The sequence below is a fragment of the Acidovorax sp. sic0104 genome (genome assembly GCF_019219095.1).
Lineage (GTDB): Bacteria > Pseudomonadota > Gammaproteobacteria > Burkholderiales > Burkholderiaceae_C > Acidovorax.
The window spans coordinates 59,915-86,205 of sequence record NZ_JAHUWH010000005.1 but is presented as its reverse complement, the minus strand read 5'-3'; the positions used below and the strand labels follow the sequence as shown (position 1 = coordinate 86,205).

Genomic DNA, 26,291 nt, shown 5'->3' with positions numbered 1-26,291 from the left:
TTCGTGAAAGTTTCACCACCATGAGCAAACCCACATCAGGCCCTTTCGAGAAGACCGCAGGCTGGCTCGACTGGTACACCGGCCCGAGCAAGCCCCGGTTTCAGCTGCCCCCAGGCGCGGTGGATGCGCACTGCCACGTGTTCGGCCCCGGCGCCGAATTTCCTTACGCACCCGAGCGCAAGTACACGCCGTGCGATGCCTCCAAGGCGCAGCTGTTCGCGCTGCGCGACCACCTGGGCTTTGACAAGAACGTGGTGGTGCAGGCCACCTGCCACGGCGCCGACAACCGTGCCATGGTCGATGCGCTCAAGGCCAGCGGCGGCAAAGCCAAGGGCGTGGCCACGGTCAAGCGCAGCATCTCCGATGCCGAGCTGCAGGAACTGCACGACGCCGGCGTGCGCGGCGTGCGTTTCAACTTCGTCAAGCGCCTGGTGGACTTCACGCCCAAGGACGAGCTGATGGAGATCGCCGGCCGCATCGCCAAGCTCGGCTGGCACGTGGTGATCTACTTCGAGGCGGTGGACCTGCCCGAGCTGTGGGACTTCTTCACCCAGCTGCCCACCACGGTGGTGGTGGACCACATGGGCCGCCCCGACGTGAGCAAGCCGGTGGATGGGCCCGAGTTCGAGCTGTTCCTCAAGTTCATGCGCCAGCACCCCAACGTGTGGAGCAAAGTGAGCTGCCCCGAGCGTCTGTCCGTGGCCGGCCCCAAGGCGTTGGATGGTGAGCAGGCTGCTTATCAAGATGTCGTGCCGTTCGCTCGCAAGGTGGTCGAGGAGTTCCCCGACCGCGTGCTCTGGGGCACCGACTGGCCGCACCCCAACCTCAAGGACCACATGCCCGACGACGGCCTGCTGGTGGACTTCATCCCGCACATCGCCCCCACGGCAGAGCTGCAAAAGAAGCTGCTGGTGGACAATCCCACGCGCCTGTACTGGCCGGAACTCTGACCCACCCCCGAAGCGTCTGTGACGCCTTCCCCTCAGGGGGCGCCGCCTGCGGCCCGGCAAAGCCGGTTCCGCGGCGGCCTGGCGAAAGACAGCAAGGAAAGGAATCTCATGGCTCTTCATAAACCCTACATGGACGTGCCCGGCACGACCATCTTCGACGCCGAGCAGTCGCGCCTGGGCTACCACCTGAACCAGTTCTGCATGTCGCTCATGAAGGCCGAGAACCGTGCGCGGTTCCTGGCGAACGAGCGCGGCTACCTGGACGAGTGGCCCATGACCGAAGACCAGAAGCTGGCCGTGCTCGCGCGCGACCTCAACCGCTGCATCGCGCTGGGCGGCAACATCTACTTCCTGGCCAAGATCGGCGCGACCGACGGCCGCAGCTTCCAGCAGATGGCCGGCTCCATGACCGGCATGACGGAAGAGGAATACCGCAACATGATGATCGGCGGCGGCCGCTCGGCCGAAGGCAACCGCTACATCGGCGAAGACGGCGACGCGCAGGCGCACCGACAACCCCAAGGAGCCGCTGGCAAGAAGCCGGCCGGACACTGACATGGCCAAGATCACCGCATCCGTCTACACCTCCCACGTGCCCGCCATCGGCGCGGCGCTCGACCTGGGCAAGCAGGGCGAGCCCTACTGGCAGCCGCTGTTCAAGGGCTACGACTTCTCCAAGGAGTGGGAGAAGGCCAACAAGCCCGACGTCGTGTTCCTGGTCTTCAACGACCACGCCACGGCGTTCAGCCTGGACATGATCCCCACGTTCGCCATCGGCACGGCCGCGTCCTACCAGCCCGCCGACGAGGGCTGGGGCCCGCGCCCCGTGCCCACGGTGTACGGCCACCCCGAGCTGGCCGCGCACATCGCGCAGTCGGTCATCCAGGACGACTTCGACCTCACCATCGTCAACCGCATGGACGTGGACCACGGCCTTACCGTGCCGCTGTCGCTGATGTTCGGCCAGCCCGAGCAGTGGCCCTGCAAGGTGATCCCGTTCGCGGTCAACGTGGTGCAATACCCCGTGCCATCGGGCAACCGGTGTTTCCAGATCGGCAAGGCCATCCGCAAGGCGATCGAGTCGTTCGATGAAGACCTCAACGTGCAGATCTGGGGCACGGGCGGCATGAGCCACCAGCTGCAGGGCCCGCGCGCCGGCCTGATCAACAAGGACTGGGACAACAAGTTCCTGGACCGCCTGATCGCCGAGCCCGCCGAGCTGGCCAAGGTGCCCCACATCGAGTATGTGCGCGAAGCCGGCAGCGAGGGCATCGAACTCGTGATGTGGCTCATCGCCCGGGGCGCCATGAGCGATGTGGCCGGCACCGGCCCCGCACCCAAGGTGGCGCACCGCTTCTTCCACGTGCCCGCCAGCAATACGGCGGTGGGGCATCTGATCCTCGAGAACCAATAACTTCAAGGAACCCGACATGACCATCAAAGTCGCGCTCGCCGGTGCTGGCGCCTTCGGCATCAAGCATCTGGACGGCATTAAAAACATCGACGGCGTCGAAGTCATCTCCCTCATCAGCCGCGACCTGGCCAAGACCCAGGAAGTGGCCGACAAGTACGGCATCAAGCACGTCACCACCGACCTGAGCGAGTCACTGGCCATCAAAGAAGTGGACGCGGTGATCCTGTGCACCCCCACGCAGATGCACGCGGAGCAGAGCATCGCCTGCCTGAAGGCCGGCAAGCACGTGCAGGTGGAGATCCCGCTGGCCGACAGCTTGAAGGGCGCGCAGGAAGTCGTCGCCACCCAAAAGGACAAAGGCCTGGTGGCCATGTGCGGCCACACGCGCCGTTTCAACCCCAGCCACCAGTACGTGCACCAGAAGGTGCAGGCAGGCGAGTTCAACATCCAGCAGATGGATGTGCAGACCTACTTCTTTCGCCGCACCAACACCAACGCGCTGGGCCAGGCCCGCAGCTGGACGGACCACCTGCTGTGGCACCACGCCGCCCACACGGTGGACCTGTTCGCCTACCAGGCGGGCAGCCCCATCGTCAAAGCCAACGCCATCCAGGGCCCCATCCACCCCGTGCTGGGCATCGCAATGGACATGAGCATCCAGCTCAAGGCAGCGAACGGCGCCATCTGCACGCTGTCGCTCTCGTTCAACAACGACGGCCCGCTGGGCACGTACTTCCGCTACATCGGCGACACCGCGACCTACCTGGCGCGCTACGACGACCTGTACAACGGCAAGGACGAGAAGATCGACGTGAGCCATGTGGATGTCTCGATGAACGGCATCGAGCTGCAGGACCGCGAGTTCTTCGCCGCCATCCGCGAAGGCCGCGAACCCAACTCCAGCGTGGGCCGCGTGCTGGCGTGCTACGAGGTGCTGCACGGGCTGGAGCAGCAGCTCAACGCGGGCTGAAGCCCGGCGTTCAGGGGTTGAAAAGGCCCCTGTCGCCCATTGGAAGAGCGCGAGCAGCTATTGATTCAATAGCTGCTCTTTCTTTTGGGTGCCCGGCTTCATACCTGCGCAGAGGCGTGGAGGGGCGCTGGTGTTCAGATCGGCGCGTAGCTGCCCGTGCCGCCCGGCCAGGCCGTGAGCACCTCGTAGCCGTCGGGCGTCACCGCCACCATGTGCTCCCACTGGGCGGACAGCGACCGGTCCTTGGTCACCACGGTCCAGCCGTCTGCCAGCTCCTTGGTCTCGCGCCCGCCGGCGTTGAGCATGGGCTCGATGGTGAAGACCATGCCGGCCTCCAGCGTGAGGCCCGTGCCGCGCTGCCCGTAGTGCAGTACGTTGGGCACGTCGTGGTAGACCTGTCCGATGCCGTGGCCGCAGTATTCGCGCACCACGCTGAAACGCTCGCGCTGCGCCACGGTCTGGATCGCGTGGCCGACGTCGCCCAGCGTGGCGCCGGGCCGCACCTGCCGGATGCCCGCGCACAGGGCTTCGTACGTTGTTTCCACCAGGCGCCGGGCGAGCGTGCTGGGCGCACCGACGAAGTACATGCGGCTGGTGTCGCCGTACCAGCCGTCCTTGATCACCGCCACGTCGATGTTGACGATGTCGCCCTTCTTCAGGATCTTGTCGTGCGACGGAATGCCGTGGCAGACCACCTGGTTGACCGAGGTGAGGATGGTCTTGGGGTACCCCAGGTAGCCCACGTTGGCCGGCACCGCGCCCTGCACGTTCACGATGTGGTCGTGGCAGATGCGGTCCAGTTCCTCGGTGCTCACGCCGGGCACCACGTGGGGCTCGATCATGTGCAGCACCTCGGCGGCCAGTTGCGCGGCGCGCCGCGACAGGGCCAACTCGTCCGCCGACTTGATGGGAACGCCGCGCGCCATCAGTGCTTCCCGTTGGCCACGGCGCGGGGTTTGGCCGGCAGGCCGTCCACCGCCATGGCGATGTCCAGGCCGCCCGCCATTTCGGCCCGCACCAGCAGCTGGCAGATCTCGCGGTGGTCGAGCTCGGGGTGCATCTCGGTCAGCATGCCCACCCGCATCCAGTGCTCGGCCTGCGCGTTGATGGAGCGGCTCAGTGCCGTGCCCGCCACCCGCAGGTTCTCGTGCATCTGGTCGGAAATTTTGACGATACCCATGGATTGATCTCTACATAAAACGTATACGAATTATATATAAAACGTGTAACGCCGTCTTAAGCCAAGCCGCAGGATGGGTTGGCCACAATGCGCAGTCCGCCATGCCGCAGCCTTGGCAGCCACACCACACCACACCACGCACCGCAACGCCAGGACCAGACATCCATGGGTTCATCGCCTCCCGTGATATTTCGCCCTTTCGCCGGCCCCTCGGACTTTCCCGCCATGGTTGCCTGCGCCAACGCCAGCTTTGCGCTCGATGAGACCCGGTTCTTTCGCACCGTGGACGACGTGGCGCGCGACTACGCCGCATTCACCGCGTGCGTGCCGCAGCACGACGTGTGGATCGCGCAGGCGGGTGACGGCATCGAAGGCTATGTGCGTGCCTGGCACTGGGAGCAGGTCGACGGGCTGCAGCTGTACGGGCAGTTCGCCGTGGTCGCACCGCCGTGGCGCAGGCGCGGCATCGGCACGCAACTGCATGCGTGGCTGGAGGCGCGGCAGCGCGCCATGGCCGCGGCCCGGGGCCACCCCGGCCCGCATGCGCACCACGCATTCGTCACCCAAGGCGAAACCGCACGCGCGGCGCTGCTGGAAAGATCCGGCTACCGGCCCGAGCGCTACTTCTTCACCATGGTGCGCCCCACGCTGAACGACATCGCCGACTTCGCGCTGCCTGCCGGCGTGCAGGTGCGCGCGGTGCAGCCCGACCATTACCGCGCCATCCGCGAGGCGCACCACCGTGCGTTCCGGTCCCACTGGGGTGCCGCGCCGCCGGACGACGATGACTACGAACGCTGGCTGGACAGCCCCGTCTTTCAGCCGCAGCTATGGCAGGTGGCCTGGGATGTCGCCACGAACGAGGTGGCAGGCCAGGTGCGTGCGTACATCGATGCGACGTGGAATGCGGGCAACGCACGCCAGCGCGGCTGGACGGAATTCATCAGCGTGGACGAGCGCTGGCGTCGCCGGGGCCTGGCGCGTGCGCTGATCGCGCGCAGCCTGCGGGTCCAGGCCGACGCGGGCATGCACGAGTCCGCGTTGGGCGTGGACAGCGCCAACGTCCATGGTGCCCGGGGCATCTATGAAGACTGCGGATTCGTCGTCGAGCAGCGCAACTGCGTGTTCCGCAAGCCCCTGCTCCTGGACCGCACGCACGAGCTGCAGAGCCCCGCCGCGCCTGCGCGTTAGTCAGTTCGACAGGTCCTTCGACAGCACGATGAGCCCCCACACCGCCACCACCAGCTGCACCAGGTTGAGCAGCAGCGCCGTGGCATGGATGCGGCGGAACTGCTGCACCGCCCCCGCATGGCCCGCTTCGATCCGGCTGCCCAGATGCAGCATCACCGGCAGCAGACGCCGGCGCAAGAGCGTGGCCGTGGCAGCCAGCACGGCGGCACCCACGGCAAACGCCCACCGGCCCCACAGCGCATAGCTGACCGCAGCGCCCAGTGCCACCCAGAAAGCCGCCTGGTAGTACACGTTGAAGAATCCGCGCACGAACCGGGCGTCCAGCGGCTCGTCGTGCCGCAGTATCAAAAGCGGCAGGCCCCCCAGCAGGAAGTAGCCCGTGTTGACCAGCATGGCCACGGTGAAGAACAGCGCGGGGTAGATTGCGGAGGGCATGGCACTTCTCCTGGGCAGGGCGGGCTCGCTGCGGCGGGGCGATGGGGCCGCGAACGGCCTTGCGTAATGTATCTCTGGCGGGCGCGCAGGGGTGCTGCCTGCGTGCTGCCCGCCTGTACAGGCGCGCAGATGTTGGCAACAATGGCCTGCCATGTCCGCCCCCACTTTCTTCGCCACGCCCGCCGCCTTCCGTCGATGGCTGCAGCAGCACGCCGCGCAGTCCACCGAGCTGCTGGTGGGCTTTCACAAGGTTGGCTCGGGCCGCCCCTGCATGACATGGTCCGAATCGGTGGACGAGGCGCTGTGCTTTGGCTGGATCGACGGCGTGCGCCGGCGCATCGACGAGCACAGCTATTCCATCCGCTTCACGCCACGCAAGCCATCGTCCATCTGGAGCGCGGTGAACATCGCCAAGATGGAGCAGCTGCAGGCCGCCGGCCGCATGACGCCCGCTGGACTGGCGGCCTTCAGCCACCGCAAGTCCGACAAGTCCGCCATCTATTCGCACGAGCAGGCCGCAGCCGCCGAGCTGCCCGCGCCGCAGTTGCGCGAGTTCCAACGCCACAAGAAGGCCTGGCAGTTCTTCGAGGCCGCACCGGCGGGATATCGCAAATCGATGCTGCACTGGGTGACATCGGCCAAGCGTGCCGAAACCCGCGATTCGCGGTTTGCGCAATTGCTGGCCGCTTCGCAAGCGGGCGAACGGATCGACCTGTGGGCGGGGCGGGCCGCGGCGTTGGCTGCCAAGGCTTGAGGGCGCCTGCTTGTCGTAAGCTTGCGCCATGCAACAAAGAAACCTTGGACCTTTCTCCGTCTCGGCCATCGGCCTGGGCTGCATGAACCTCTCGCACGCCTACGGCGCGCCGGTGTCGGCCGAGCAGGGCGAGCGCGTGCTGCTGGCCGCGCTCGATGCGGGCGTGACGCTGTTCGACACCGCCACGCTGTATGGCTTCGGCGCCAACGAAACACTGGTGGGCCGTGTGATGAAGAGCCACCGAAGCCGCTTCACGCTGGCCAGCAAATGCGGCATGCAGGGCGTGGACGTGGCCGGCGACGGCAAGCTGGTGCGGGTGATCGACGGCCGCCCCGCCACGCTGCGCCAGACCTGCGAAGACAGCCTGCGCCGCCTGCAGACCGATGTGATCGACCTGTACTACCTGCACCGCTGGGACAAGCAGGTGCCCATCGAAGACAGCGTGGGTGCCTTGGCCGACCTGGTGCGCGCGGGCAAGATCCGCAGCATCGGCCTGTCCGAAGTGTCTGCCGCCACCCTGCGCCGCGCGCACGCGGTGCACCCCATCGCGGCGGTGCAGACCGAGTATTCGCTGTGGACCCGCAACCCCGAGATCGCCGTGCTCGACGCCTGCCGCGACCTCGGCACCGCCTTCGTCGCCTTCAGCCCCGTGGCGCGGGGCTTTCTGTGCGGCGAACTCACGGACGTGAGCACGCTGGACGCCAAGGACATCCGCCGCGCCATGCCGCGTTTTGCACCCGATGCCTATGCCGCGAACCTGCAACTACTGACCGGCTACCGCGCCATCGCGCGCGAGGTCGGCTGCACCCCGGCGCAACTGGCGCTGGCGTGGCTGCTGCACAAGGGCGAACACATCATCCCCATCCCCGGGACGACAAGCGTGGAGCACCTGCTGGACGATGTGGGCGCCGCCGGTGTGCAGCTCGATGCGGCCGTGATCGCACGGCTGGATGCACTGATCAACGAGCGGACCGTGGTGGGGCCGAGGTACAGCGCGCAAAGTGCAAGTGAGGTGGATACCGAGACGTTCGAAAGCCGCGCGGCGTAGCGGGTGCTGAAAAGACAAGGGCCCGGAGCATCACTGCTCCGGGCCCTTGTCTTTGGGTTGTTGAAAGCCTCAACGTCCGCGCAGATTCCCCTTGTCATCCGCGATCACGATCTCCACCCGGCGGTTCATCGCGCGGCCTTCCGGCGATGCATTGTCGGCCACGGGGTGGGCCTTGCCGTAACCGCGCGCGGTGATGCGGCTGGTGTCCACGCCGCGCACGACCAGTGCATCGCGCACGGCCTGTGCGCGGCGGTCCGACAGGTCCTGGTTGTAGCTGTCGGAGCCCACGCTGTCGGTGTAGCCCTCGATGAGCAGCTTGCGGTCGGGGAACTGCTTCAAGAAATTGGCCAGCTTCTCCAGGCGCGGCGCGGCCTGGGGCGAGAGCTCTGCCTTGTTGAAGGCGAACAGCACGTCGCCCAGCGTGACCAGCAGGCCGCGCTCGGTCTGCTGCGCTTCCATGTCGCGCAGCTGGGCTTCCAGCGCGCGCACGCGGTCCTGGGCGGCATTGGCCTGGGCCATGGCGGCGGTGGCATTGGCCTGCTGCTGGGCGGCGCGTTGCTCGGCGCTCATGGCCTGGGCCTGGGCCTGCTGGGCACGCAGGCGGGCCTGGTCGGCCTCCTGCGTGCGGGCCTGCAGGCGGATGCGGTCGGCCTCGCTGCCGGCTTGCTGGATGTTGGCGTCCAGCTGGCGGGCGCGGGCGGTGTTGGTGGCGATCTCGGCGCGCTGGCGGGCGATGTAGGCCAGGTGGTTGGTTTCCGATTCGTCGCGGTCGTCGGCCCACTCGCGGTCGGCACGGGCCAGGGCATCGGTGGCCTGCTTGAGTTCGACGGGTGCGTACTGGTTCACGGCGGGGTCGCCGGCTGCGGCGGTGACGGCGGAGCGGGCCTGCTCCAGCGCGGGCAGGGGGGCGGTGCTGGCACAGGCGGCGAGCAGGCCCACGGCGATCAGGCTCGTGCACAGGGCGGTGGTACGGTGGATCAATTGGCGCATGGTGGGATGTCCCTTCAAGTTTTGGTCAGGCGGTCAGGTCGGTGGCGGAGCGCGGCGCAGCGACGCTCGTTCAGCGGGGCGACCGGCGATTGATTTCTTCCTGCAGCGCACGGATGCTGTCCTGCACCTGGGCCAGGTTGGTGGCATTGCGTGCCGCGTCGGCACGTGTTTCAGCGACGCGGGCATCGACCTCGGCCTCGGCCGCGAGGCGGCGGGCGTTCTTGTAGTCGCCGTCGGCCATGGACTTCTCTGCCTGGATGAGCTTTTCCTGGGCGCGCTGCAGGTCCACGGGCGCGCTGGTGGCCACTGCGGGCGCTGCCGCGACACGGGTCACCGTGGTGCGGGTGACGGCCATCTGCTCGGTGGGAGCTGGGGTGGACGAGCATGCCGCCAGGGCGCCCAATGCCAGGGCTGCAGCGGTGGTTCGAAGGATTGCGGATGAGTGCATGGTGTTGTGAACTCCTGCTGGATATGGTGTGGTGGCGGTGACTGGCGGCTGCGCCGCGAGTGCGCGTCGTGCGGTGCCGTCACCGGCGACCAGGGGTGTCCCTGGTGTGCGTCGATTGTTGGTGGCGCGCCGTTCAGCCAGGCGTAGGCTCTGCCTCTGTATTCCTGTGGGCCAAGTCTTACGAACACTTGCAATTGCGCCGGCGCGCAGCGACTTGACGTGCGCAAGCGCGCCCCGCAGGCACGCCATCCAGGCGTGCCTGCATGTCACATCAGGCCAGGAACGCCCTGCACACCATGGGGCTCAGGGCAGGTTCTCGCGGAAGATGACCTGGCTGCGCGTGATCTCGACGCCCAGCAGCGCGGGCCGACCGTCGCGCAAGTTGGCGAAGATGCGCACGCAGCTTGTGATGGTGTTGAGCGGGTTCTGCGTGATCACCGCGTCCATGCTGCCGTCGATCAGCAGGGCGCGCGTGTCGGGCGTGAGTCCGTGGCCGATGAACACCAGCTTGTGCTGCAGCCCGCATTCCTGCAGCGCGCGCGCAATGCCGTCGGAGGCGCCGCCGATGTTGTAGATGCCCGCCAGGTCCGGGTGGCGCTCCAGCAGCGCGCGCGTCGTGCGGTAATTCTTTTCGGAATCGTCCAGGCCTTCGCGCAGGCCCACCACCGCGAGCTGCGGGAAGAGCTCTTCGAGCACGTGCAGAAAGCCCGCCTCGCGCTCCTGGTGGGCCGCATAGCGCAGGCTGCCGGCCACCAGCGCGACCTTGGCCTCGCGCGTGCCGATGAAGCGGCCGATCAGGTAGCCCGCCGTGCGGCCCGCAGCGCGGTTGTCGAGACCCACGTAGCCCACGCGCTGCGAGTTGCCCAGGTCCGAGATCACGGTGACCACGGGCACGCCGCGCGCGGCCAGCGTCGCAACGGCCTCCCGCACCTGGGGGTGTTCCAGCGCCATCATCACGATGCCGTCGTAGCGCTTGCCGTGGCGCAGCAGCGCTTCGGCCAGCGCCTCGGGGTTGAAGCTGTCCACCGTCTCCACCCGGCACTTCACGTGAAAGGGCGCCCAGTGGTCCTGCGAGTAGCTCACCATGTCGCCCAGCATGGTGAGAAAGCGGCTGGTGTTGCGCGGCAGCAGGAACATCACGCGCAGCGGTGCGGGCGCGAGCGTCGCGGCCAGGCCGTCCGCCGGCAGGTAGCCCAGCTCGCCAGCGGCCTGCACCACGCGCTGCGCGGTGGCCTGGCGCACGCCGCCGCGCCGGTTGAGCACCCGGTCCACGGTGGCGGTGGAGACGCCGGCCAGGGCGGCGACCTCGTTCACACCCGGCAGCGCACGGCTCATCGTGGGGCTCCTTGTCGATCAAAAACCATCATTTTCTGCGGTTGGCGCATCCGGGGTGCGAGGCTATCGTAAGTGCCTGTTGCAAGCCAGCGAAAACCACGGCGCATCAGAGCACAGGCGCACCGGCCGCGCAGCAGCACACACCATGAACGAAGGAAGAACAACGATGGAGACAACAATCACGGCACCCGCTGCCACCCCCACACGCCAGCGGCTGGCCGGCCGCGTGGCCCTGGTGTTCGGCGCCGGCTCCGACGGCGACGGCTGGGGCAACGGCAAGGCCGCGGCCGCTGCCTATGCGCGGGCCGGGGCCCGCGTGGTGGCCGTGGACCGCGTGCTGGCCGCAGCCCAGGTGACCAGCGACACGATCCGCAGCGAAGGCCACGAGGCCACGGCCGTGGCGGCCGACGTGACCCGCTGGGCCGACGTGCAGCGCGCGGTGCAGGCCGCGCTCGACGCGTACGGGCGCATCGACATCCTGCACAACAACGTGGGCATCACCTCGCAGGGCGGGCCGGTGGAAACGTCAGAAGAGACGTGGGACCGCGTGATGGAGGTCAACGTCAAGAGCATGTTCCTCACGTCCAAGGCGGTGCTGCCGCTGATGCAGGCGCAGCAGTCGGGCGCGATCATCAACATCGGCGCGCTGGGCGGCGTGCGCTGGACGGGTTATGCCTACTGCGCCTACGCGGCTTCCAAGGGGGCGGTGAATTCGTTCACGCAGAGCATTGCGCTGCAGTACGCGGCAGAGGGCATCCGCGCCAACTGCATCCTGCCGGGCGTGATGGACACGCCCCACATCTACCGCCAGATATCGGGCTTCTATGCCAGCCACGAAGAGATGGTGGCCGCACGCCACAAGCTCTCGCCCACGGGGCGCATGGGCGATGGCTGGGACGTGGCCAACGCGGCGGTGTTCCTGGCCTCCGACGAGGCGCGCTACATCAACGGCGTGGAGCTGCTGGTGGACGGCGGCATGCATGCGCGCTGCCACTGAGCCAGCGCGTCGATAGCCATCAAAATCCATCAGATTCCCGGTTTGCACGGGGTGCGGTCCGCCGATAAGGTCTGCCCCTGAACGCGCGGCCCCGTGCAGGCCGATTTCGACGATTCCATAAAGAAAGACAGGAGACAAAGACCATGGCCCATTCGCATCATTCGTCCTCGCGCCGCAGCCTGCTGCGCGGCCTGGCGGCGCTGCCCGCCGCCTCCGTGGCCGGCGCCTGGCCCGGCCTGGCGAGCGCCGCCGCGCCGGAGTACAGCTTCAAGTTCGGCAACAACCTGCCGGTGTCGCACCCGCTCAATGTGCGCGCCAACGAGGCGGCGGCGCGCATCCTGGCAGAGAGCAAGGGGCGGCTCGAACTCAAGGTCTTCCCCAACAACCAGCTCGGCGGCGACACCGACATGCTCTCGCAGGTGCGCAGCGGGGGCCTGGAGATCTTCAACGCCGGCACCATGGTGATCGCCACGCTGGCGCCGGTGAGCGCCATCACGGCCCTGGGCTTTGCGTTTGCCGACTACGACCAGGTGTGGAAGTCGGTGGACGGCAAGCTGGGCGACAGCATCCGCGCGGCGTTCGCCAAGGTCGGTCTCTACACCTTCCCCAAGATGTGGGACAACGGTTTCCGCCAGGTCACGACGAGCACCAAGGCCGTCAGCAGCGCGGCGGACCTGAGCGGCATGAAGATCCGCGTGCCGGTGAGTCCCATGGGCATCTCGATGTTCAAGGCGCTGTCAGCGTCGCCCGCCAGCCTGCAGTTCAGCGAGGTCTATTCCGCACTGCAGACCAAGGTGGTGGATGCGCAGGAGAACCCGCTGGCCATCGTGCAGACGGCCAAACTCTACGAGGTGCAGAAGTTCTGCTCGGTCACCAACCACAGCTGGGACGGCTACCACATGGTCGTCAATGGCCGCGCGTGGCGCGGCCTGCCGGACGACCTGAAACTCATCCTGGGCCGCGCCTTCGACGAGGCCGGGCTGCAGCAGCGCGCCGACCTCAAGAAGCTCAACGAGACGCTGCGCAGCGACCTCACCTCCAAGGGCATGGCCTTCAATGACGCCAGCCCGCAGAGCTTCCGCGAGCAGTTGCGCAAGGCTGGCTACTACTCGGAGTGGAAGGGCAAGTTCGGCGACGAGGCCTGGGCGCTGCTCGAGGCCTCTGTCGGCAAGGTGTCCTGATGCTGGCCGCTGCCGTGCCCGCGCCCGTCCCCACGGGCTGGCGGGCCGCGCTCGACCCGCTGGACCGGGGCATCGGCGTGGTGGTGGAATCCGCCGCAGCCTTGCTGGTGCTGGTGGAGATCGTGCTTCTGTTCTGCGGCGTGGTGTCGCGCTACGTGTTCCACGCGCCGCTGGTGTGGTCGGACGAGCTGGCCTCCATCCTGTTCCTGTGGCTGTCCATGCTGGGCGCGGTGGTGGCCCTGCGCCGGGGCGAGCACATGCGCATGACGGCCTTCGTGGGCAAGGTGCCGCCTGCGGCACGCGCCTACCTGGAGGCGCTGGCCATGGCCGCGTCGTTCGCCTTCCTGCTGCTCATCCTGCACCACGCGTGGGAGTACGCGGCCGAAGAGGCGGTGATCGTCACGCCGGCGCTGGAGATCAGCAACGCCTGGCGTGCTTCGGCGTTGCCGGCGGGCATGGCGCTGATGCTGCTGGTGTGCACCCTGCGCATGCTGCGCGAGGGCGGCATCGCCGTGATGCTGGCGGCAGTGGCCACGGTGGGCGCGCTGGTGCTGGCCTTCTGGCTCGCGCAGCCCGTGTTCGCGCCGCTGGGCAAGCTCAACCTGGTGATCTTCTTCGTGGTGGTGGTGGCGGCCTGCGTGTTCGCGGGCGTGCCGATCGCCTTCTCGTTCGCGCTGGCCACGTTCGGATATCTCGCGCTTACCACGCGGGCGCCCATGCTGGTGCTGGTGGGGCGGCTCGACGAAGGCATGTCGCACCTCATGCTGCTGGCGGTGCCGTTGTTCATCTTTCTCGGTGCGCTGATCGAGATGACGGGCATGGCGCGCGCCATGATCCAGTTCCTGGCCAGCCTGCTCGGCCATGTGCGCGGCGGCCTGTCGTACGTGCTGATCGGGGCCATGTACCTGGTCTCTGGCATCTCGGGTTCCAAGATCGCGGACATGGCGGCCATCGCGCCCGTGCTGTTCCCCGAGATGAAGAAGCGCGGCGCCAAGCCCGGCGACCTGGTGGCGCTGTTGTCGGCCACGGGCGCGCAGACCGAGACCATCCCGCCCTCCATCGTGCTGATCACCATCGGCTCGGTCACGGGTGTGTCGATCGCGGCGCTGTTCACGGGCGGCATGCTGCCGGCCGTGGTGGTGGGTGCCTGCCTGTGCGCCGTGGTCTGGTGGCGCTACCGGCGCGAGGACCTGTCGCAGGTGCAGCGCTTCGGCCGTGCGCAGATCGGGCGCTTCCTGCTCACCGCGCTGCCGGCGATTGCGCTGCCCTTCGTGATCCGCGCGGCCGTGGTCGAGGGCGTGGCCACCGCCACCGAGGTCTCCACCATCGGCATCGTCTACGCGGTGCTGGTGGGCCTGTTCATCCACCGCCAGTTCGACTGGCGGCGGCTGCGGCCCATGCTGATCGAGACCGCATCGCTCACCGGCGCCATCATCTTCATCGTGGGCTGCGCCACCGCCATGGCCTGGGGGCTCACGCAGTCGGGCTTCTCGCACGACTTGGCCGAGGTGATGAAGCGGCTGCCCGGCGGTGCCTGGGGCTTCATGGCCGTGTCCATCGTGGCCTTTGTGATCCTGGGCAGCGTGCTCGAAGGCATCCCGGCCATCGTGCTCTTCGGGCCGCTCCTGTTCCCGATTGCCAAGGCCGTGGGCATCCACGAGGTGCACTACGCCATGGTCGTGATCTTCGCGATGGGCATCGGCCTGTTCGCGCCACCGTTCGGCGTGGGCTACTACGGCGCCTGCGCGATCAGCAAGGTGCACCCCAATGAGGGCCTGCGGCACATCGGCGGCTATGTGATGGCGCTGTTCGTGGGCCTGGTCATCGTGGCTGCGATCCCCTGGATATCGACAGGCTTTCTCAAGTAGCCCTTTCTTCCAACACCTCCCCTGGTCCGGCCGCATCGCGTGCCGGGCCCTCCATCCCTTTCTGAAAGAAGCAAACCATGAGCCGATTCTTTGGTGAGATCCGCCAGGTGGCCTACCTCGTGCCAGACATCGAGGCCGCCATGGACTACTGGGCCAACGTGCTGGGCGTCGGGCCCTGGTACTACAACCCGCGCGTGCCGATCCGCAACTACACCTACCGCGGCGAGCGCCACGAGCCGCACAACTCGGTGGCGCTGGCCAACGCGGGTGGCGTGCAGATCGAGCTTCTGCAGACGCGCAACGACGTGCCCTCGATGTACCGCGACTTCCAGCAGGCCGGCCATGTGGGCGGCCAGCACGTGGCGTACTGGACGGAGGATTTCGACGCCGACCTGGCGCGCGCCGAGGCGGCGGGCTTCAAGGTCTGCATGAGCGGCGAGGTGGGCGAGAACGGCCGCTTCGTGTACTTCGAGGACGGCCAGCACCCCGGCCTGCACCCGGGCGCGCTGATCGAGCTGTCGGAAGTGGCGGGTCCCAAAGGCCGCCTGTTCACGCTGATCCGCGAGGCGGCGAAGGGCTGGGACGGCAAGGACCCGGTGCGGCCGTTCCCCGACCTCGACACGCTGTGAATGCACGGGATTCAATAAGAAATTGCTGCCTGGCGCTTTATGGATAAGCGCTGAAAGCTATAAAAAACATAGCATCATGAGTCCTGACCATTTCGAGGCCGTCTACCTCATCGAAACCCCGCTCGACCCGGCGCACGTGGCCGAGGTGCTGGCCGGCGAGCAGTCGTGCGGCACATTTGCGCGCGTGGAGGGCGAGACCGATGCGCTGCGCGAGCGCGCCCGCGCCGCGGTCGTGTCCATCGACGAGCTTGAATCCGTGCCTGTGCCCAGCCTGCCCAACGGCTGGCTGGACCGCCGTGCCGCTGCGGGCAAGCCGCTGGCCGGGCCCTTCCGCCGTGCGCGCCTGCGTGTGCGCTTTCCGGTCGCCAACGTGGGGGCCAACCTGCCCACGCTCGCGGCCACGGTGTCGGGCAACCTGTTCGACCTGGGCGAGGTCACGGGCCTGCGCCTGGAGTCGCTGCACCTGCCGGCCGCATACCGCACGCGCTTCGACATGCCCCGCCAGGGCATCGCCGGCACCCGGGCGCTCACGGGCGTTCAGGGCCGGCCGCTCATCGGCACCATCGTCAAGCCCAACGTGGGCCTGTCGGCCGAGGAGACCGGCGCGCTGGCCGCGCGGCTGTGCGCGGCGGGTGTGGACTTCATCAAGGACGACGAGGTGTGTGCGGACCCCGCGCATGCACCCTTGCAGGACCGCGTGAAGGCCGTGATGCGCGCCGTGCGCGCGCACCAGGACAGGACCGGCAAGCACGTCATGGTGGCCTTCAACATCACGGACGAAACCGACGCCATGCGCCGCCATGCCGACCTGGTGCAGGCCGAGGGCGGCAGCTGCGTGATGGCCAGCTTGAACTGGTGCGGCTACTCGGCCGTGCAGACGCTGCGCCGCCACACGCCCCTGGCGCTGCACGGCCACCGCAACGGCTACGGCGCCCTGTCACGCCACCCGCTGCTGGGCTTTTCGTTCCAGGCCTGGCAGACGCTGTGGCGCCTGGCGGGCGTGGACCACATGCATGTGCACGGCCTGCAAGGAAAGTTCTCGCAGACCGACGACGAGGTGGTCGAGTCGGCCCACGACACGCTGGCCCCGCTGTGCGAGGGGTTGGACGATGCCGTGCTGCCCGCCGTCTCCAATGGCCAGTGGGCCGGCACCGTGCCGCTGACCTGGGAGCGGTTGCGCAGCACCGACCTGCTGTTCATGTCGGGCGGCGGCATCCTGGCGCACCCCGATGGGCCGGCCGCAGGCGTGGCCAGCATCCAGCAGGCCTGGGCTGCGGTGGCGGCTGGCACGCCGTTGGCCGAGCATGCAGCGCACCCGAGCGAGCTGCGGCGCGCGCTGGCGTTCTTCGGTGGCAAGGCCTGACATGGCATTGCAGGACCTGGACAAGATGGCCGCGTCCACCGCGCGCCTGGGCTGGTACGGCGACGACTTCACGGGTGCGACGGACACGCTGGCCACGGCTGCGCAGCTGGGCCTCAGGTCCATGCTCTTCATGGGCGTGCCCACGGCGGCGCAGCTGCGGCGCGCGGGCGCGCTCGACGCCATCGGCATCGCGGGCGCCGCACGGTCCATGGCGCCCGACGCCATGCGCGCCGAACTGGAGCCCGTGGGGCGTTTCTTCGCGCAGCTGCGCGTGCCGGTGCTGCACTACAAGGTGTGCTCCACCTTCGACAGCGCGCCGCAGGTGGGCAGCGTCGGCACGGCCATCGGCGTGCTGCGCCAGCATGTGGAGAACCGCTTCGTGCCCATCGTCGGCGGGCAGCCCAGCCTGGGCCGCTACTGCGTGTTCGGCCACCTGTTCGCGCGCGCGGGCAGCGCGCCCACGGTGCACCGCATCGACCGCCACCCCACCATGAGCCGCCACCCGGTCACTCCAATGCAGGAGGCCGACCTGCGCCTGCACCTGGCCGCGCAGGGGCTGGCGGGAATGGCGGGCATCGACTACCCCTGCTACGCGCAGCCGGTGGCGCAGCAGGAGGCGGCGCTGGACGCCGCTCAGGTCACGCAGGCGCCTGCCGTGCTGCTGGATGTGGCGCGGCCCGAGGACCTGCAGGCCGTGGGCCGCCTGGTGTGGCGCCGTGCGCAGCAGGCCCGCCTGCTGGCGGTGGGGCCGAGCAGCGTGGTGCAGGCACTGGCCACGCAGTGGCCGCACGCGCAGGCTTTGCCTGCGCAAGGGCCGCACGCACAGGCTTTGCCTGCGCAGGTGAAGCTTGCCAGGGCCGAGGGGCCGGTCTTCGTGCTCGCCGGCAGCCTGTCGCCCATCACCGCGCAGCAGGTGTGCGCGGCACAGTCCTACGACCGCGTGGACGTCGATGTGGCAAGCTTGGTGCATGGCGGCGAAGAAGCCGTGCAGGCGCTGGCGGACGGCATGTGCAAGGCACTGCGCGCCGGGCGCAGCGTGCTGGCCGTGACGGCCGGAAGCCCAGCCGGGGGCGCCACGGCGCACCAGGTGGCACAGGCGGGCGGGCGCTTGCTGGCCCGCTTGCTGGCCCAGGTGCCGCTCAGGCGCGTGGGCATCGCGGGCGGCGACACCTCCAGCCTGGCGGTGAAGTCGCTCACGGCATGGGGGCTATCCTTCCACGCGTCCATCGCACCCGGCGTGGCACTGTGCAGACTGCACAGCGACGTGCCGTCGCTCGATGGCATGGAGATCATGCTCAAGGGCGGGCAGATGGGTCCGCAGGACCTGTTCGAGCGGCTGGTGCACGGCGGCGGCTAACGACCCGGCCCGGCCATCGCGCGGTGGTGGGCGCATTGGCGGTTTGCTCTTCTTCGCCTTTCTTTGAACACCGGCCCTGGTGCGGCGCCATTGGCGCGCTGCCCGGCGCCGGTCCACTGCAAGGAGCAGCGTCGAGCATGCAAGATTCCCCATTCATGGACTGGGTCCGCGAGACCACCGTCATGGGCATTCCCCTGTGGAGCCTGCTGTTGGCCCTGGCTGCGGCCGCGACCACGTATTTCGCGATCATGGTGGTGCTGCATCTGCTCACGCGGCGTGCCCGCAACTGGGCCGGCCGCTCCGACAGCGCCACGGCGCATACGGCGGCCGACGTGCTGGAGGGCACGAGCCGGCTGCTCGTATTCCTGGTGGCGCTGCTGGTGGGGGCGAACTTCCTGGACCTGCCCGCGCGCTGGGAAACGCGGCTGAGCCAGCTGTGGTTCGTGGCCGTGGCGCTGCAGATGGGCCTGTGGGGCATGCGTGCCATCGGGCTGGGCGTGGGCCGCTATGTACAGCGGCACAGCTCCAGCGGCATGACGCAGGTCAGTGCCTCCGCCACGTTGCTGTCCTGGGGCCTGCGCACGCTGCTGTGGAGCGTGGTGGTGCTGGCCATCCTGTCCAACCTGGGGGTCAACATCACGGCCTTCATCGCCAGCCTGGGCGTGGGAGGCATCGCAGTGGCGCTGGCGGTGCAGAACATCCTGGGCGACTTGTTCGCATCGCTGGCCATCGCCGTGGACAAGCCTTTCGAAGTGGGTGACTTCATCGTGGTGGGCAATGTGTCGGGCACGGTGCAGGTCATCGGCCTCAAGACCACGCGCATCCGCAGCCTGCAGGGCGAGCAGATCGTGATGTCCAACACCGACCTGCTCAAGCAGACCATCAGCAACTACCGCATGCTGGAGAAGCGCCGCATCGTCTTCCAGTTCGGCGTGTCGTACGCCACCACGCCGGAGCAGGCCGAGGCGATTCCTGGTGTGGTGCGCAGGCTCATCGAGGCGCATCCAGAGCTGCGCCTGGACCGCGTGCACTTCAAGTCGCTCGGCCAGAGTTCGCTGGACTACGAGGTGGTCTACATCGTGCAGGACCCGGCGTTCAATCTGTACATGGACCTGCAGCAGTCCATCAACCTCGCGCTGATGCGCGAGTTCAAGGCCATGGGGGTGGCGTTCGCATTCCCTACGAGCACGATCCATATCGCGCGGGACCGGCCGGCCGCTGCCGCCAGGTCGGCGTAGCAGGCGCAGCGCACCGCCCTCGAGAAGCCCGCCGGGGCGGATGGGTGCGAAGCCCGGGTCCGCGCGGTGAGGCCCACTGCCTGCGCCTCAATCGTTCAACGTGAACGCGAGCGAGACCTCTCGGCAGGGACCCGCAGTCTCCACGTGGATGTCTGCCGCCAGGACATCGGGGTGGGCGCAGCGCAATGGCCGTGTGTGGGGGCTGGAGTCCGTAGCGGCGCTCTCGCCGTCCTTCTGGCAGGCCAGCGGCGTCAGCGCAGCTGCATGCCGTTCAAGCGCCTCGTCCGGCGGCAGCTGGCTGCCGTAGTGCATCACGACGAAAGGCGCGCTCAGGCCGTCACGGCCCTTCCAGCGAAAACGCGCTGGCCGGCATTCGCCGAAGGTGCCAGTGACGTCGCGAATGCCCGCCGGCACACCCAGGTAGTAGGCCAGCCCGCCGGGCCGCGCATCGCTGACGTCGAACAACGACCAGGCGCCCAGAACGGCGGCCATCGGCAAGGTCAGGCACGCCACGAGGAGGCCGGTAGCCCAGGCTGCGGTGTTTGTCTTCATGTCATCCATCGGTTCACGGGCGCGTCCAGCCCGTGTGTGGCGGCCAGAAAAAAGGCCGGCCACCCTTGCGGGAGGCCGGCCTGTGGGGCGCGTGGCGGACTTGCGGCATTTGCGTGGTGAGGAGCCCGCCAGTGGATGGCGGGCCGTTGGCCACGCAGGACCACTCAAGCAGCCGCGCCGCGATCCCTCACTTGGCGACGACGCGCACCATCTCCAGGCACTTGTTCGAGTAGCCCCATTCGTTGTCGTACCAGGACACGATCTTCACGAAGGTGCCATCGAGCGCGATGCCGGCGTCCGCGTCGAAGATGGAGGTGCGGGTGTCGCCGCGGAAGTCGGTGGCCACCACCTTGTCTTCGGTGTAGCCCAGCACGCCCTTCAGCGCGCCTTCGGACTGGGCCTTCATCTCGGCCTTGATTTCGTCGTACGTGGCGGCCTTGTCCAGCTCGACCGTCAGGTCCACCACCGACACGTCGGAGGTGGGCACGCGGAAGGACATGCCGGTCAGCTTCTTGTTCAGCGCGGGGATCACCACGCCCACGGCCTTGGCCGCGCCCGTGCTGGAGGGGATGATGTTTTCCAGGATGCCGCGGCCGCCGCGCCAGTCCTTGTTGGACGGGCCGTCCACGGTCTTTTGCGTGGCGGTGGCGGCGTGCACCGTGGTCATCAGGCCGCGCTTGATGCCCCACTTGTCATTGAGCACCTTGGCCACGGGGGCCAGGCAGTTGGTGGTGCACGATGCGTTGGACACGATGGCCTGGCCGGCGTAGGTGTCGTGGTTCACGCCGAACACGAACATGGGCGTGTCGTCCTTCGATGGGGCCGACAGGATGACCTTCCTGGCGCCGGCATCGATGTGCTTTTGCGCGGTGACCTTGTCCAGGAACAGGCCGGTGGACTCGATCACCACGTCGGCGCCGACTTCGTTCCACTTGAGGTTGGCGGGGTCGCGCTCCTGCGTCAGGCGGATCTTCTTGCCGTTGACGATCAGGGTGTTGCCTTCCACGGCCACGGTGCCGTCGAAGCGGCCGTGCACCGAGTCGTACTGCAGCATGTAGGCCAGGTAGTCAGGCTCGAGCAGGTCGTTGATGCCAACGACTTCGATGTCGCTGAAGTTCTGGATGGCCGAGCGCAGCACGTTGCGGCCGATGCGGCCGAAGCCGTTGATACCAATCTTGATCGTCATAGCTTGTAGTCTCTCCAAGGTTGCAAAGTCGAAATCAGGAACCTGCCGCAACACGCCCGCTGGCGGCGGGCGCAGCGGGCAGGAGGAGTTTTAGCGGGCCTTCCTGGCGGGCTTCAGGCGTGCAGCGCCGATGGCGACCAGCACGGCATCGGCGACGTTTTCCTCGGTGAAGCCGAAGTGCTTGAACAGCACCGGTGCGGGGGCCGACTCGCCATACGTGTCGATGCCGACCACGGCGGCGCAGCCGTATTTCCACCAGCCGTCGCTCACGCCCATTTCCACGGCCACGCGGGGCACGCCCGCCGGCAGAACGCTGCTCTTGTACTTGGCGTCTTCGCGGTCGAAAGTGGTCGTGCTGGGCATGGAGACCACGCGCACCGCGACCTTCTTGTCGGCCAGCAGGCGCTGGGCCTTGAGCGCCAGCTGCACTTCGGAGCCGGTGGCGATGATCACGGCCACGGCCTTCTTGTTCAGGCCCACGTCGGCGGGCTCGGACAGGACGTACGCGCCGCGCGAGATTTCACCCAGGTCGCGCTTGGGCGCATAGGGCAGGTTCTGGCGCGAAAGGGCCAGCGCCGTGGGCTTGTTGCGGTTGGACAGGGCCACGCTCCAGGCCACCGCGGTTTCGGCCGTGTCGGCGGGGCGCCAGACGTCCAGGTTGGGGATCAGGCGCAGGCTGGCGACGTGCTCGATGGACTGGTGGGTGGGTCCGTCTTCGCCCAGGCCGATGGAGTCGTGCGTGAACACGTGGATCACGCGCTGCTTCATCAGCGCGGCCATGCGGATGGCGTTGCGGCTGTAGTCGCTGAAGGTCAGGAAGGTGCCGCCGTAGGGGATGAAGCCGCCGTGCAGCGCAATGCCGTTCATGATGGCGGCCATGCCGAATTCGCGCACGCCGTAGTTGATGTGGCGCCCGCCGATCTTCTTGCCGTCGGCCACTTCGGTCTGCACCACGTTGCCCTGGATGTCAAAGCGCAGGTTGGGCGTGCTCTTGGTGTTGGTCAGGTTGGAGCCGGTCAGGTCGGCGCTGCCGCCCAGCAGTTCGGGCAGCGCGGCGGTGAAGGCTTCCAGCGCCAGCTGGCTGGCCTTGCGGCTGGCCACCGTCTCGCCCTTGGTGTGGGCGGCCACCACGGTGTCCACGGCCACCTGGGCGAAGTTGGCGGGCAGGTCGCCGTTCATGCGGCGGGTGAGCTCGGCAGCCAGGTCGGGGAAGGCGGCGCTGTACGCGGCGAAACGCTCGTTCCAAGCGGCTTCGGAAGCCTGGCCACTGGCCTTGCCGTTCCAGTCGCCGTACACGTCTTCGGGCACCACGAAGGGTTCGCTGGTCCAGCCCAGGGCTTCGCGGGTGAGCTTGATTTCTTCGGCACCCAGGGGCTCGCCGTGGGCCTTGGCGGTGTTGGCGCGGTTGGGGCTGCCCTTGCCGATGTGGGTCTTGCACACGATGAGGGTGGGGCGCTCGGTCTGCTTCTTGGCCTCGGCAATCGCGGCAGCCACCTTGTCGGCGTCGTGGCCGTCGATGGGGCCGATCACGTTCCAGCCGCTGGCCACAAAGCGCAGGGGGGTGTTGTCGGCAAACCAGGGAGCGACCTGGCCGTCGATGCTGATGCCGTTGTCGTCGTACAGGGCGATCAGCTTGTTGAGTTTCCAGGCGCCGGCCAGGGACACGGCTTCGTGGCTGATGCCTTCCATCAGGCAGCCGTCGCCCAGGAACACGTAAGTGTTGTGGTCCACCACCGCATGGCCTTCGCGGTTGAACTCGGAAGCCAGCAGCTTTTCAGCCAGGGCGAAGCCCACGGCGTTGGTGATGCCCTGGCCCAGTGGGCCTGTGGTGGTCTCGACGCCAGCGGTGTAGCCCACCTCAGGGTGGCCGGGCGTCTTGCTGTGCAGCTGGCGGAAGTTCTTGAGCTCCTCGATCGGCAGGTCGTAACCGGTGAGGTGCAGCAGTGCGTACAGCAGCATCGAACCGTGGCCGTTGGAAAGCACGAAGCGGTCGCGGTCGAACCAGGCGGGGTTGGCAGGGTTGTGCTTGAGGTGGCGGCCCCACAGCGCCACGGCCATGTCGGCCATGCCCATGGGGGCGCCGGGGTGGCCGGAGTTGGCTTGTTGAACTGCGTCCATGGCCAATGCGCGGATTGCATTTGCCATCTGTTGGGATTGCTGCTGTGTATGGGCCATGGGGTGTGCGGGTTCGGGTGGGAGGAGGGGTATTTCAGGGGAAACCCGGCATTTTACCGGCGTGTCTTTCAGCCGCCTGAACTGGGCGCCGCGCAGGGCGATGTGGGTGGGCTCTGCGCGGCGATGCACTACAGTGCGGGCCATGCAAGGATTGCACCTCACCGCCGATCTCCGCGACTGCCGCTGCGCCCCCGAGTGGCTGCTGGACGCCGCTGCTCTGGGCCAGGCCTGCGCAGACGCCGTGCGCCACGCCGGGCTGCAGGCCGTAGGCCAGGTGTTCCATGAGTTCCCGGCCACGGCGCACGGCCCGGGCGGGGTGACAGCTACTATTTTGCTAGCAGAGTCGCATCTGTGTGTGCATACATGGCCCGAGCAGCGGGCGGTCACCCTGGATGTCTACGTGTGCAATTTCGGCGCCGACCATTCTGACAAGGCGCGCGCATTGATGGAGTCATTGCTGGCCCTGTTCGCGCCGACTTCCGCGCAGCGGCACGCGTTGCAACGCGGCGCAGTGCCGGAGCTGGCCGCATGAGCGCGCCCCACTCGTCCACGCAGGCCCCCGCGCTGCTGCTGGCTGCCGGGCGTGGCGAGCGCATGCGCCCCCTGACCGACACCACCCCCAAGCCGCTGCTGCAGGTGCAAGGGTTGCCGCTGCTGCAGTGGCATCTCGGTGCCTTGCAGGAGGCAGGCGTCGAGCGTGTGGTGATCAACACGGCGTGGCTGGGCGGGCAGATCAGTGACCGGTTTTCAGATGTTTTTGGCCTGCAGCGCTTGGTAGATAAGCGCAAGCAGCTATCAATTTCATACTCGCACGAAGGCCTGGATTTTGGTGGTGCGCTGGAAACCGCAGGCGGCATCGCACGCGCGCTGCCCCAGCTGGGCCCCGTGTTCTGGCTGGCGGCGGGGGATGTGTTTGCGCCCGACTTCGTGTTCGACAGCGCGGCGGTACAAGCCTTTGCGGCCGGCGACCGCCTGGCGCACCTGTGGCTGGTGCCCAACCCCGCACACAACCCGCGAGGCGACTTCGGGCTGTCGGATACCGGCCTGGCGCTGAACCTGGCGCCCGGGGACCCGGCGCCCCGCTTTACCTACAGCACCATCGCCCTGCTGCGCGCCGAGCTGTTCGCGCAGCCCTGGTGCGACATCCCGGCCGGCAACCCGCACGGCACAGCGGCCCCGCTGGCCCCGCTGCTGCGCCGTGCCATGGACCAGGGCCGGGTCAGCGCAGAGCTCTACACCGGCCGCTGGACGGACGTGGGCACGCCCGAGCGGCTGGCCGAACTCAACCGCTGACGCGGCGAACCGTCACTCTGCAGCAGGCCGTGCAGGGGCTTGCTGCTGCGCGGCCACCGGCTGCCCGCCCAGCATGCCCGCCAGGCTCTGCGCCATGCCGGTGATGCCTTCGTTGGACAAACCCGCATCCTTCATCACCGCATCGACGATCGGCTTGGCGATCTGGTACTGCAGGGCCGAGTTCATGACCTGCTCCGGGAAGGTGCCCTGTGCTGCGTTGCCGCCCGCCGCCGTGCCCTGGCTGCTCTGGCCGCCGGGCATGCCGCCCACCTGCACGATGCGGATCGAGTCGATCTTCTCCATGGGCCGCACGGCCTGCTCGATGATCTGCGGCAGCTGCTGCAGCAGCAGGCTGCGCACCTGCAGGTCCACCTGCGCTGCAGACAAGGTGTTGAGCGCTTCGTTCAGCGCGCGCTTGCCCTCGGCCTCGGCCAGGGCCGCCGCCTGGCGGGCGCGGGCTTCGATGGTGATGGCTTCGGCGCGGTCGAGCGCGGCCTCTTTTTCCGCCGACGCGGACACCCTGACCGCAATGGCGTTCTGCTCGGCGTCTTTCGAAGCCTCGATCAGCTGGATGTTCTTGTCGCGCTCGGCCACGGCCACCTGGCGCGCGGTGTTCACGGCTTCTTCGGCCTTCACGGCCTCGGCACGCGCCAGGTTGGCGGCGGCGTCGGCGTCGGACTGTTCGCGCGATTTGGTGGCAATGGCGATCTGAGTGTCCTGGCGGGCGATTTCCACCTGCTTGCGCTGCTCGGCGCGCTTGGTCTCGGTGTGGCGCTCCAGTTCGATCTCGCGTGTCTGGATGACCAGGTTCTTCTCGATCTCGGCGGCCTTGATCTCGCGCTCGGCTTCGATGCGCTTTTGGCTCACCTGGCGCTCGGCCTCGATCTTGGCGGCTTCGGCTTCGCGGTTGCGCTCGGCCTGCTGCGTGGCAATGAGTGCGGCCTGCTCGGCGCGGGAGTTCTCGATCTCGCGCTTTTGCGAGAGCGAGGCGAACTCCTGGTCCTTCTCGATGGTGAGCTTCTGGCGCGTGGCCTCCAGGTCCTTGGTGCGCACCTGGACTTCGGTGTCCTGCTCCACGTCGTTGCGTTGCTTGCGGCGCGCTTCGGTCTGCTCGGTCAGGCGCGTCAGGCCCTCGGCGTCGAAGGCGTTGTTGGGGTTGAAGAACTGCTTTTCGGTCTGGTCCAGGCTGGTCAGCGAGACGGACTCAAGCTCCAGGCCGTTCTTCTCCAGGTCTTCGGCCACGGCGTTCTGCACCGCCTGCACGAAGTCGCGGCGCTTGTCCTGCAGCTCCTGGATGGTCATGGTGGCGGCGGTGGCGCGCAGGGAGTCCACGAACTTGTCTTCCACCAGCGCCTTGAGCTCTTCGGGGCTCATGGTGCGTGCGCCGAGCGTCTGGGCGGCGATGCTCACGGCCTCTTCGGTCTGCTTGACACGCACGAAGAACGCGGCGGTCACGTCCACGCGCATGCGGTCCTTGGTGATCAGGCTTTCCTTGGCGCGGCGCACCACTTCGAGCTTCAGGGTGTTCATGTTCACCAGCACGCGCTCGTGAAATACCGGCAGCAGGATGGCGCCGCCGTCCATGATCACCTTCTGGCCGCCCAGGCCCGTGCGCACAAAGGCCGTCTCTTTGGTGGAGCGCTTGTACAGGCGCGAGAACACGATGCCGATGGTCAGCAGCGCCAGCAGGGCAATGCCTGCAATCGTGCCCACTTCGATCAGATTGGTCATTTCTGG

General features: G+C 67.8%; 26 protein-coding genes. 16 read left to right on the top strand and 10 right to left on the bottom strand.

Annotated elements, in window-relative coordinates:
• The first annotated feature begins 20 nt into the window (after positions 1 to 20).
• The 4 genes from KW835_RS10115 to KW835_RS10100 all read left to right on the top strand — a co-directional run bounded on the left by KW835_RS10115 (position 21) and on the right by KW835_RS10100 (position 3,334).
• Entirely contained in the window at positions 21 to 950 is a 930-nt protein-coding gene (locus KW835_RS10115) for an amidohydrolase family protein (RefSeq protein WP_218382250.1), read from the top strand.
• 108 nt (positions 951 to 1,058) lie between these two features.
• Positions 1,059 to 1,505, top strand: coding sequence for a protocatechuate 4,5-dioxygenase subunit alpha (gene ligA, locus KW835_RS10110; protein ID WP_218382249.1), 447 nt, complete (start codon positions 1,059 to 1,061; stop codon positions 1,503 to 1,505).
• 1 nt (position 1,506) lies between these two features.
• Positions 1,507 to 2,364, top strand: a complete 858-nt coding sequence (locus KW835_RS10105) for a class III extradiol dioxygenase subunit beta (protein ID WP_218382248.1) — start codon at positions 1,507 to 1,509, stop codon at positions 2,362 to 2,364.
• Positions 2,365 to 2,380: 16 nt separating this feature from the next.
• Positions 2,381 to 3,334, top strand: a complete 954-nt coding sequence (locus KW835_RS10100) for a Gfo/Idh/MocA family oxidoreductase (RefSeq protein ID WP_218382247.1) — start codon at positions 2,381 to 2,383, stop codon at positions 3,332 to 3,334.
• A gap of 134 nt (positions 3,335 to 3,468) precedes the next feature.
• Here KW835_RS10100 and map read toward each other — a convergent pair whose 3' ends face one another.
• Positions 3,469 to 4,260 (bottom strand): type I methionyl aminopeptidase, encoded by a 792-nt coding sequence (gene map, locus KW835_RS10095; RefSeq protein WP_218382246.1) that lies wholly within the window; start codon positions 4,258 to 4,260, stop codon positions 3,469 to 3,471.
• Positions 4,260 to 4,514, bottom strand: a complete 255-nt coding sequence (locus tag KW835_RS10090; protein WP_218382245.1) for a ParD-like family protein — start codon at positions 4,512 to 4,514, stop codon at positions 4,260 to 4,262. Before KW835_RS10090 ends, map begins: the two co-directional genes overlap by 1 nt.
• Before the next feature lie 165 nt (positions 4,515 to 4,679).
• Here KW835_RS10090 and KW835_RS10085 point away from each other — a divergent pair, with 165 nt between their 5' ends.
• Positions 4,680 to 5,705, top strand: a complete 1,026-nt coding sequence (locus KW835_RS10085) for a GNAT family N-acetyltransferase (RefSeq protein WP_218382244.1) — start codon at positions 4,680 to 4,682, stop codon at positions 5,703 to 5,705.
• Here the strand turns inward: KW835_RS10085 and KW835_RS10080 are convergent, their stop codons facing one another.
• Entirely contained in the window at positions 5,706 to 6,140 is a 435-nt protein-coding gene (locus tag KW835_RS10080; protein ID WP_218382243.1) for a hypothetical protein, read from the bottom strand.
• A gap of 151 nt (positions 6,141 to 6,291) precedes the next feature.
• Between KW835_RS10080 and KW835_RS10075 the strand changes: the two genes are divergently transcribed.
• Positions 6,292 to 6,894 carry a YdeI family protein gene (locus KW835_RS10075; RefSeq protein ID WP_218382242.1) on the top strand — a complete coding sequence of 201 codons (603 nt, stop codon included), beginning with the start codon at positions 6,292 to 6,294 and terminating at the stop codon, positions 6,892 to 6,894.
• Positions 6,895 to 6,922: 28 nt separating this feature from the next.
• Positions 6,923 to 7,942 (top strand): aldo/keto reductase, encoded by a 1,020-nt coding sequence (locus KW835_RS10070; protein ID WP_218382241.1) that lies wholly within the window; start codon positions 6,923 to 6,925, stop codon positions 7,940 to 7,942.
• Between the two features lie 69 nt (positions 7,943 to 8,011).
• On the opposite strand, the gene KW835_RS10065 is transcribed toward KW835_RS10070, so the two are convergent.
• The 3 genes from KW835_RS10065 to KW835_RS10055 all read right to left on the bottom strand — a co-directional run bounded on the left by KW835_RS10065 (position 8,012) and on the right by KW835_RS10055 (position 10,715).
• Positions 8,012 to 8,932, bottom strand: coding sequence for an OmpA family protein (locus KW835_RS10065; protein WP_218382240.1), 921 nt, complete (start codon positions 8,930 to 8,932; stop codon positions 8,012 to 8,014).
• Positions 8,933 to 9,002: 70 nt separating this feature from the next.
• On the bottom strand, positions 9,003 to 9,380 hold the full coding sequence (locus KW835_RS10060; protein ID WP_218382239.1) for a DUF4398 domain-containing protein: 378 nt from the start codon (positions 9,378 to 9,380) through the stop codon (positions 9,003 to 9,005).
• Positions 9,381 to 9,683: 303 nt separating this feature from the next.
• The gene (locus KW835_RS10055; protein ID WP_218382238.1) at positions 9,684 to 10,715 is read right to left on the bottom strand and encodes a LacI family DNA-binding transcriptional regulator; all 1,032 of its coding nucleotides are present in this window, start codon (positions 10,713 to 10,715) and stop codon (positions 9,684 to 9,686) included.
• A 166-nt stretch (positions 10,716 to 10,881) separates the two neighbouring features.
• On the opposite strand from KW835_RS10055, the gene KW835_RS10050 reads away from it, so the two are divergent.
• The 7 genes from KW835_RS10050 (at position 10,882) to KW835_RS10020 (ending at position 19,348) form a co-directional block, all read left to right on the top strand.
• Complete coding sequence (locus tag KW835_RS10050; RefSeq protein WP_218382237.1) at positions 10,882 to 11,712, top strand: SDR family NAD(P)-dependent oxidoreductase; 831 nt, start codon at positions 10,882 to 10,884, stop codon at positions 11,710 to 11,712.
• A gap of 143 nt (positions 11,713 to 11,855) precedes the next feature.
• Complete coding sequence (locus KW835_RS10045; RefSeq protein ID WP_218382236.1) at positions 11,856 to 12,893, top strand: TRAP transporter substrate-binding protein; 1,038 nt, start codon at positions 11,856 to 11,858, stop codon at positions 12,891 to 12,893.
• Complete coding sequence (locus tag KW835_RS10040) at positions 12,893 to 14,761, top strand: TRAP transporter large permease subunit (protein WP_218382235.1); 1,869 nt, start codon at positions 12,893 to 12,895, stop codon at positions 14,759 to 14,761. The genes KW835_RS10045 and KW835_RS10040 overlap by 1 nt, the downstream gene beginning before the upstream one ends.
• Before the next feature lie 77 nt (positions 14,762 to 14,838).
• Positions 14,839 to 15,390, top strand: coding sequence for a VOC family protein (locus KW835_RS10035; RefSeq protein ID WP_218382234.1), 552 nt, complete (start codon positions 14,839 to 14,841; stop codon positions 15,388 to 15,390).
• A gap of 76 nt (positions 15,391 to 15,466) precedes the next feature.
• Positions 15,467 to 16,753 (top strand): ribulose-bisphosphate carboxylase large subunit family protein, encoded by a 1,287-nt coding sequence (locus KW835_RS10030; RefSeq protein WP_218382233.1) that lies wholly within the window; start codon positions 15,467 to 15,469, stop codon positions 16,751 to 16,753.
• Position 16,754: 1 nt separating this feature from the next.
• Positions 16,755 to 18,110, top strand: a complete 1,356-nt coding sequence (locus KW835_RS10025) for a four-carbon acid sugar kinase family protein (RefSeq protein WP_255593438.1) — start codon at positions 16,755 to 16,757, stop codon at positions 18,108 to 18,110.
• A gap of 137 nt (positions 18,111 to 18,247) precedes the next feature.
• Positions 18,248 to 19,348, top strand: coding sequence for a mechanosensitive ion channel family protein (locus tag KW835_RS10020; protein WP_218382232.1), 1,101 nt, complete (start codon positions 18,248 to 18,250; stop codon positions 19,346 to 19,348).
• An 87-nt stretch (positions 19,349 to 19,435) separates the two neighbouring features.
• On the opposite strand, the gene KW835_RS10015 is transcribed toward KW835_RS10020, so the two are convergent.
• From KW835_RS10015 to tkt, 3 genes are all read right to left on the bottom strand, one after another.
• Positions 19,436 to 19,900: a hypothetical protein gene (locus KW835_RS10015; protein ID WP_218382231.1), complete on the bottom strand. Its 465-nt coding sequence runs from the start codon at positions 19,898 to 19,900 to the stop codon at positions 19,436 to 19,438.
• 187 nt (positions 19,901 to 20,087) lie between these two features.
• Positions 20,088 to 21,086, bottom strand: coding sequence for a type I glyceraldehyde-3-phosphate dehydrogenase (gap, locus tag KW835_RS10010; RefSeq protein WP_218382230.1), 999 nt, complete (start codon positions 21,084 to 21,086; stop codon positions 20,088 to 20,090).
• Positions 21,087 to 21,176: 90 nt separating this feature from the next.
• A complete protein-coding gene (gene tkt, locus KW835_RS10005) occupies positions 21,177 to 23,261 on the bottom strand; it encodes a transketolase (protein ID WP_218382229.1) in 2,085 nt (694 codons plus the stop codon).
• Positions 23,262 to 23,403: 142 nt separating this feature from the next.
• On the opposite strand from tkt, the gene speD reads away from it, so the two are divergent.
• Both speD and KW835_RS09995 read left to right on the top strand, forming a co-directional pair.
• The gene (speD, locus tag KW835_RS10000) at positions 23,404 to 23,793 is read left to right on the top strand and encodes an adenosylmethionine decarboxylase (protein WP_218382228.1); all 390 of its coding nucleotides are present in this window, start codon (positions 23,404 to 23,406) and stop codon (positions 23,791 to 23,793) included.
• Positions 23,790 to 24,554, top strand: a complete 765-nt coding sequence (locus KW835_RS09995; RefSeq protein ID WP_218382227.1) for a nucleotidyltransferase family protein — start codon at positions 23,790 to 23,792, stop codon at positions 24,552 to 24,554. The genes speD and KW835_RS09995 overlap by 4 nt, the downstream gene beginning before the upstream one ends.
• Before the next feature lie 12 nt (positions 24,555 to 24,566).
• Here KW835_RS09995 and KW835_RS09990 read toward each other — a convergent pair whose 3' ends face one another.
• Positions 24,567 to 26,285: a flotillin family protein gene (locus KW835_RS09990; protein ID WP_218382226.1), complete on the bottom strand. Its 1,719-nt coding sequence runs from the start codon at positions 26,283 to 26,285 to the stop codon at positions 24,567 to 24,569.
• Between the last annotated feature and the right edge of the window lie 6 nt (positions 26,286 to 26,291).

Bases quoted from the DNA above. Each gene is read 5' to 3' on its own strand.
- tkt (WP_218382229.1), bottom strand. From the start codon at position 23,261: ATGGCCCATACACAGCAGCAATCCCAACAGATGGCAAATGCAATCCGC.
- KW835_RS10045 (WP_218382236.1), top strand. From the start codon at position 11,856: ATGGCCCATTCGCATCATTCGTCCTCGCGCCGCAGCCTGCTGCGCGGC.
- KW835_RS09990 (WP_218382226.1), bottom strand. From the start codon at position 26,285: ATGACCAATCTGATCGAAGTGGGCACGATTGCAGGCATTGCCCTGCTG.
- KW835_RS10040 (WP_218382235.1), top strand. From the start codon at position 12,893: ATGCTGGCCGCTGCCGTGCCCGCGCCCGTCCCCACGGGCTGGCGGGCC.
- KW835_RS10085 (WP_218382244.1), top strand. From the start codon at position 4,680: ATGGGTTCATCGCCTCCCGTGATATTTCGCCCTTTCGCCGGCCCCTCG.
- KW835_RS10030 (WP_218382233.1), top strand. From the start codon at position 15,467: ATGAGTCCTGACCATTTCGAGGCCGTCTACCTCATCGAAACCCCGCTC.
- KW835_RS10070 (WP_218382241.1), top strand. From the start codon at position 6,923: ATGCAACAAAGAAACCTTGGACCTTTCTCCGTCTCGGCCATCGGCCTG.
- KW835_RS10015 (WP_218382231.1), bottom strand. From the start codon at position 19,900: ATGAAGACAAACACCGCAGCCTGGGCTACCGGCCTCCTCGTGGCGTGC.
- speD (WP_218382228.1), top strand. From the start codon at position 23,404: ATGCAAGGATTGCACCTCACCGCCGATCTCCGCGACTGCCGCTGCGCC.
- KW835_RS10105 (WP_218382248.1), top strand. From the start codon at position 1,507: ATGGCCAAGATCACCGCATCCGTCTACACCTCCCACGTGCCCGCCATC.
- KW835_RS10025 (WP_255593438.1), top strand. From the start codon at position 16,755: ATGGCATTGCAGGACCTGGACAAGATGGCCGCGTCCACCGCGCGCCTG.
- KW835_RS10080 (WP_218382243.1), bottom strand. From the start codon at position 6,140: ATGCCCTCCGCAATCTACCCCGCGCTGTTCTTCACCGTGGCCATGCTG.
- map (WP_218382246.1), bottom strand. From the start codon at position 4,260: ATGGCGCGCGGCGTTCCCATCAAGTCGGCGGACGAGTTGGCCCTGTCG.
- gap (WP_218382230.1), bottom strand. From the start codon at position 21,086: ATGACGATCAAGATTGGTATCAACGGCTTCGGCCGCATCGGCCGCAAC.
- KW835_RS09995 (WP_218382227.1), top strand. From the start codon at position 23,790: ATGAGCGCGCCCCACTCGTCCACGCAGGCCCCCGCGCTGCTGCTGGCT.
- KW835_RS10055 (WP_218382238.1), bottom strand. From the start codon at position 10,715: ATGAGCCGTGCGCTGCCGGGTGTGAACGAGGTCGCCGCCCTGGCCGGC.
- KW835_RS10115 (WP_218382250.1), top strand. From the start codon at position 21: ATGAGCAAACCCACATCAGGCCCTTTCGAGAAGACCGCAGGCTGGCTC.
- KW835_RS10050 (WP_218382237.1), top strand. From the start codon at position 10,882: ATGGAGACAACAATCACGGCACCCGCTGCCACCCCCACACGCCAGCGG.
- ligA (WP_218382249.1), top strand. From the start codon at position 1,059: ATGGCTCTTCATAAACCCTACATGGACGTGCCCGGCACGACCATCTTC.
- KW835_RS10060 (WP_218382239.1), bottom strand. From the start codon at position 9,380: ATGCACTCATCCGCAATCCTTCGAACCACCGCTGCAGCCCTGGCATTG.
- KW835_RS10075 (WP_218382242.1), top strand. From the start codon at position 6,292: ATGTCCGCCCCCACTTTCTTCGCCACGCCCGCCGCCTTCCGTCGATGG.
- KW835_RS10065 (WP_218382240.1), bottom strand. From the start codon at position 8,932: ATGCGCCAATTGATCCACCGTACCACCGCCCTGTGCACGAGCCTGATC.
- KW835_RS10090 (WP_218382245.1), bottom strand. From the start codon at position 4,514: ATGGGTATCGTCAAAATTTCCGACCAGATGCACGAGAACCTGCGGGTG.
- KW835_RS10100 (WP_218382247.1), top strand. From the start codon at position 2,381: ATGACCATCAAAGTCGCGCTCGCCGGTGCTGGCGCCTTCGGCATCAAG.
- KW835_RS10020 (WP_218382232.1), top strand. From the start codon at position 18,248: ATGCAAGATTCCCCATTCATGGACTGGGTCCGCGAGACCACCGTCATG.
- KW835_RS10035 (WP_218382234.1), top strand. From the start codon at position 14,839: ATGAGCCGATTCTTTGGTGAGATCCGCCAGGTGGCCTACCTCGTGCCA.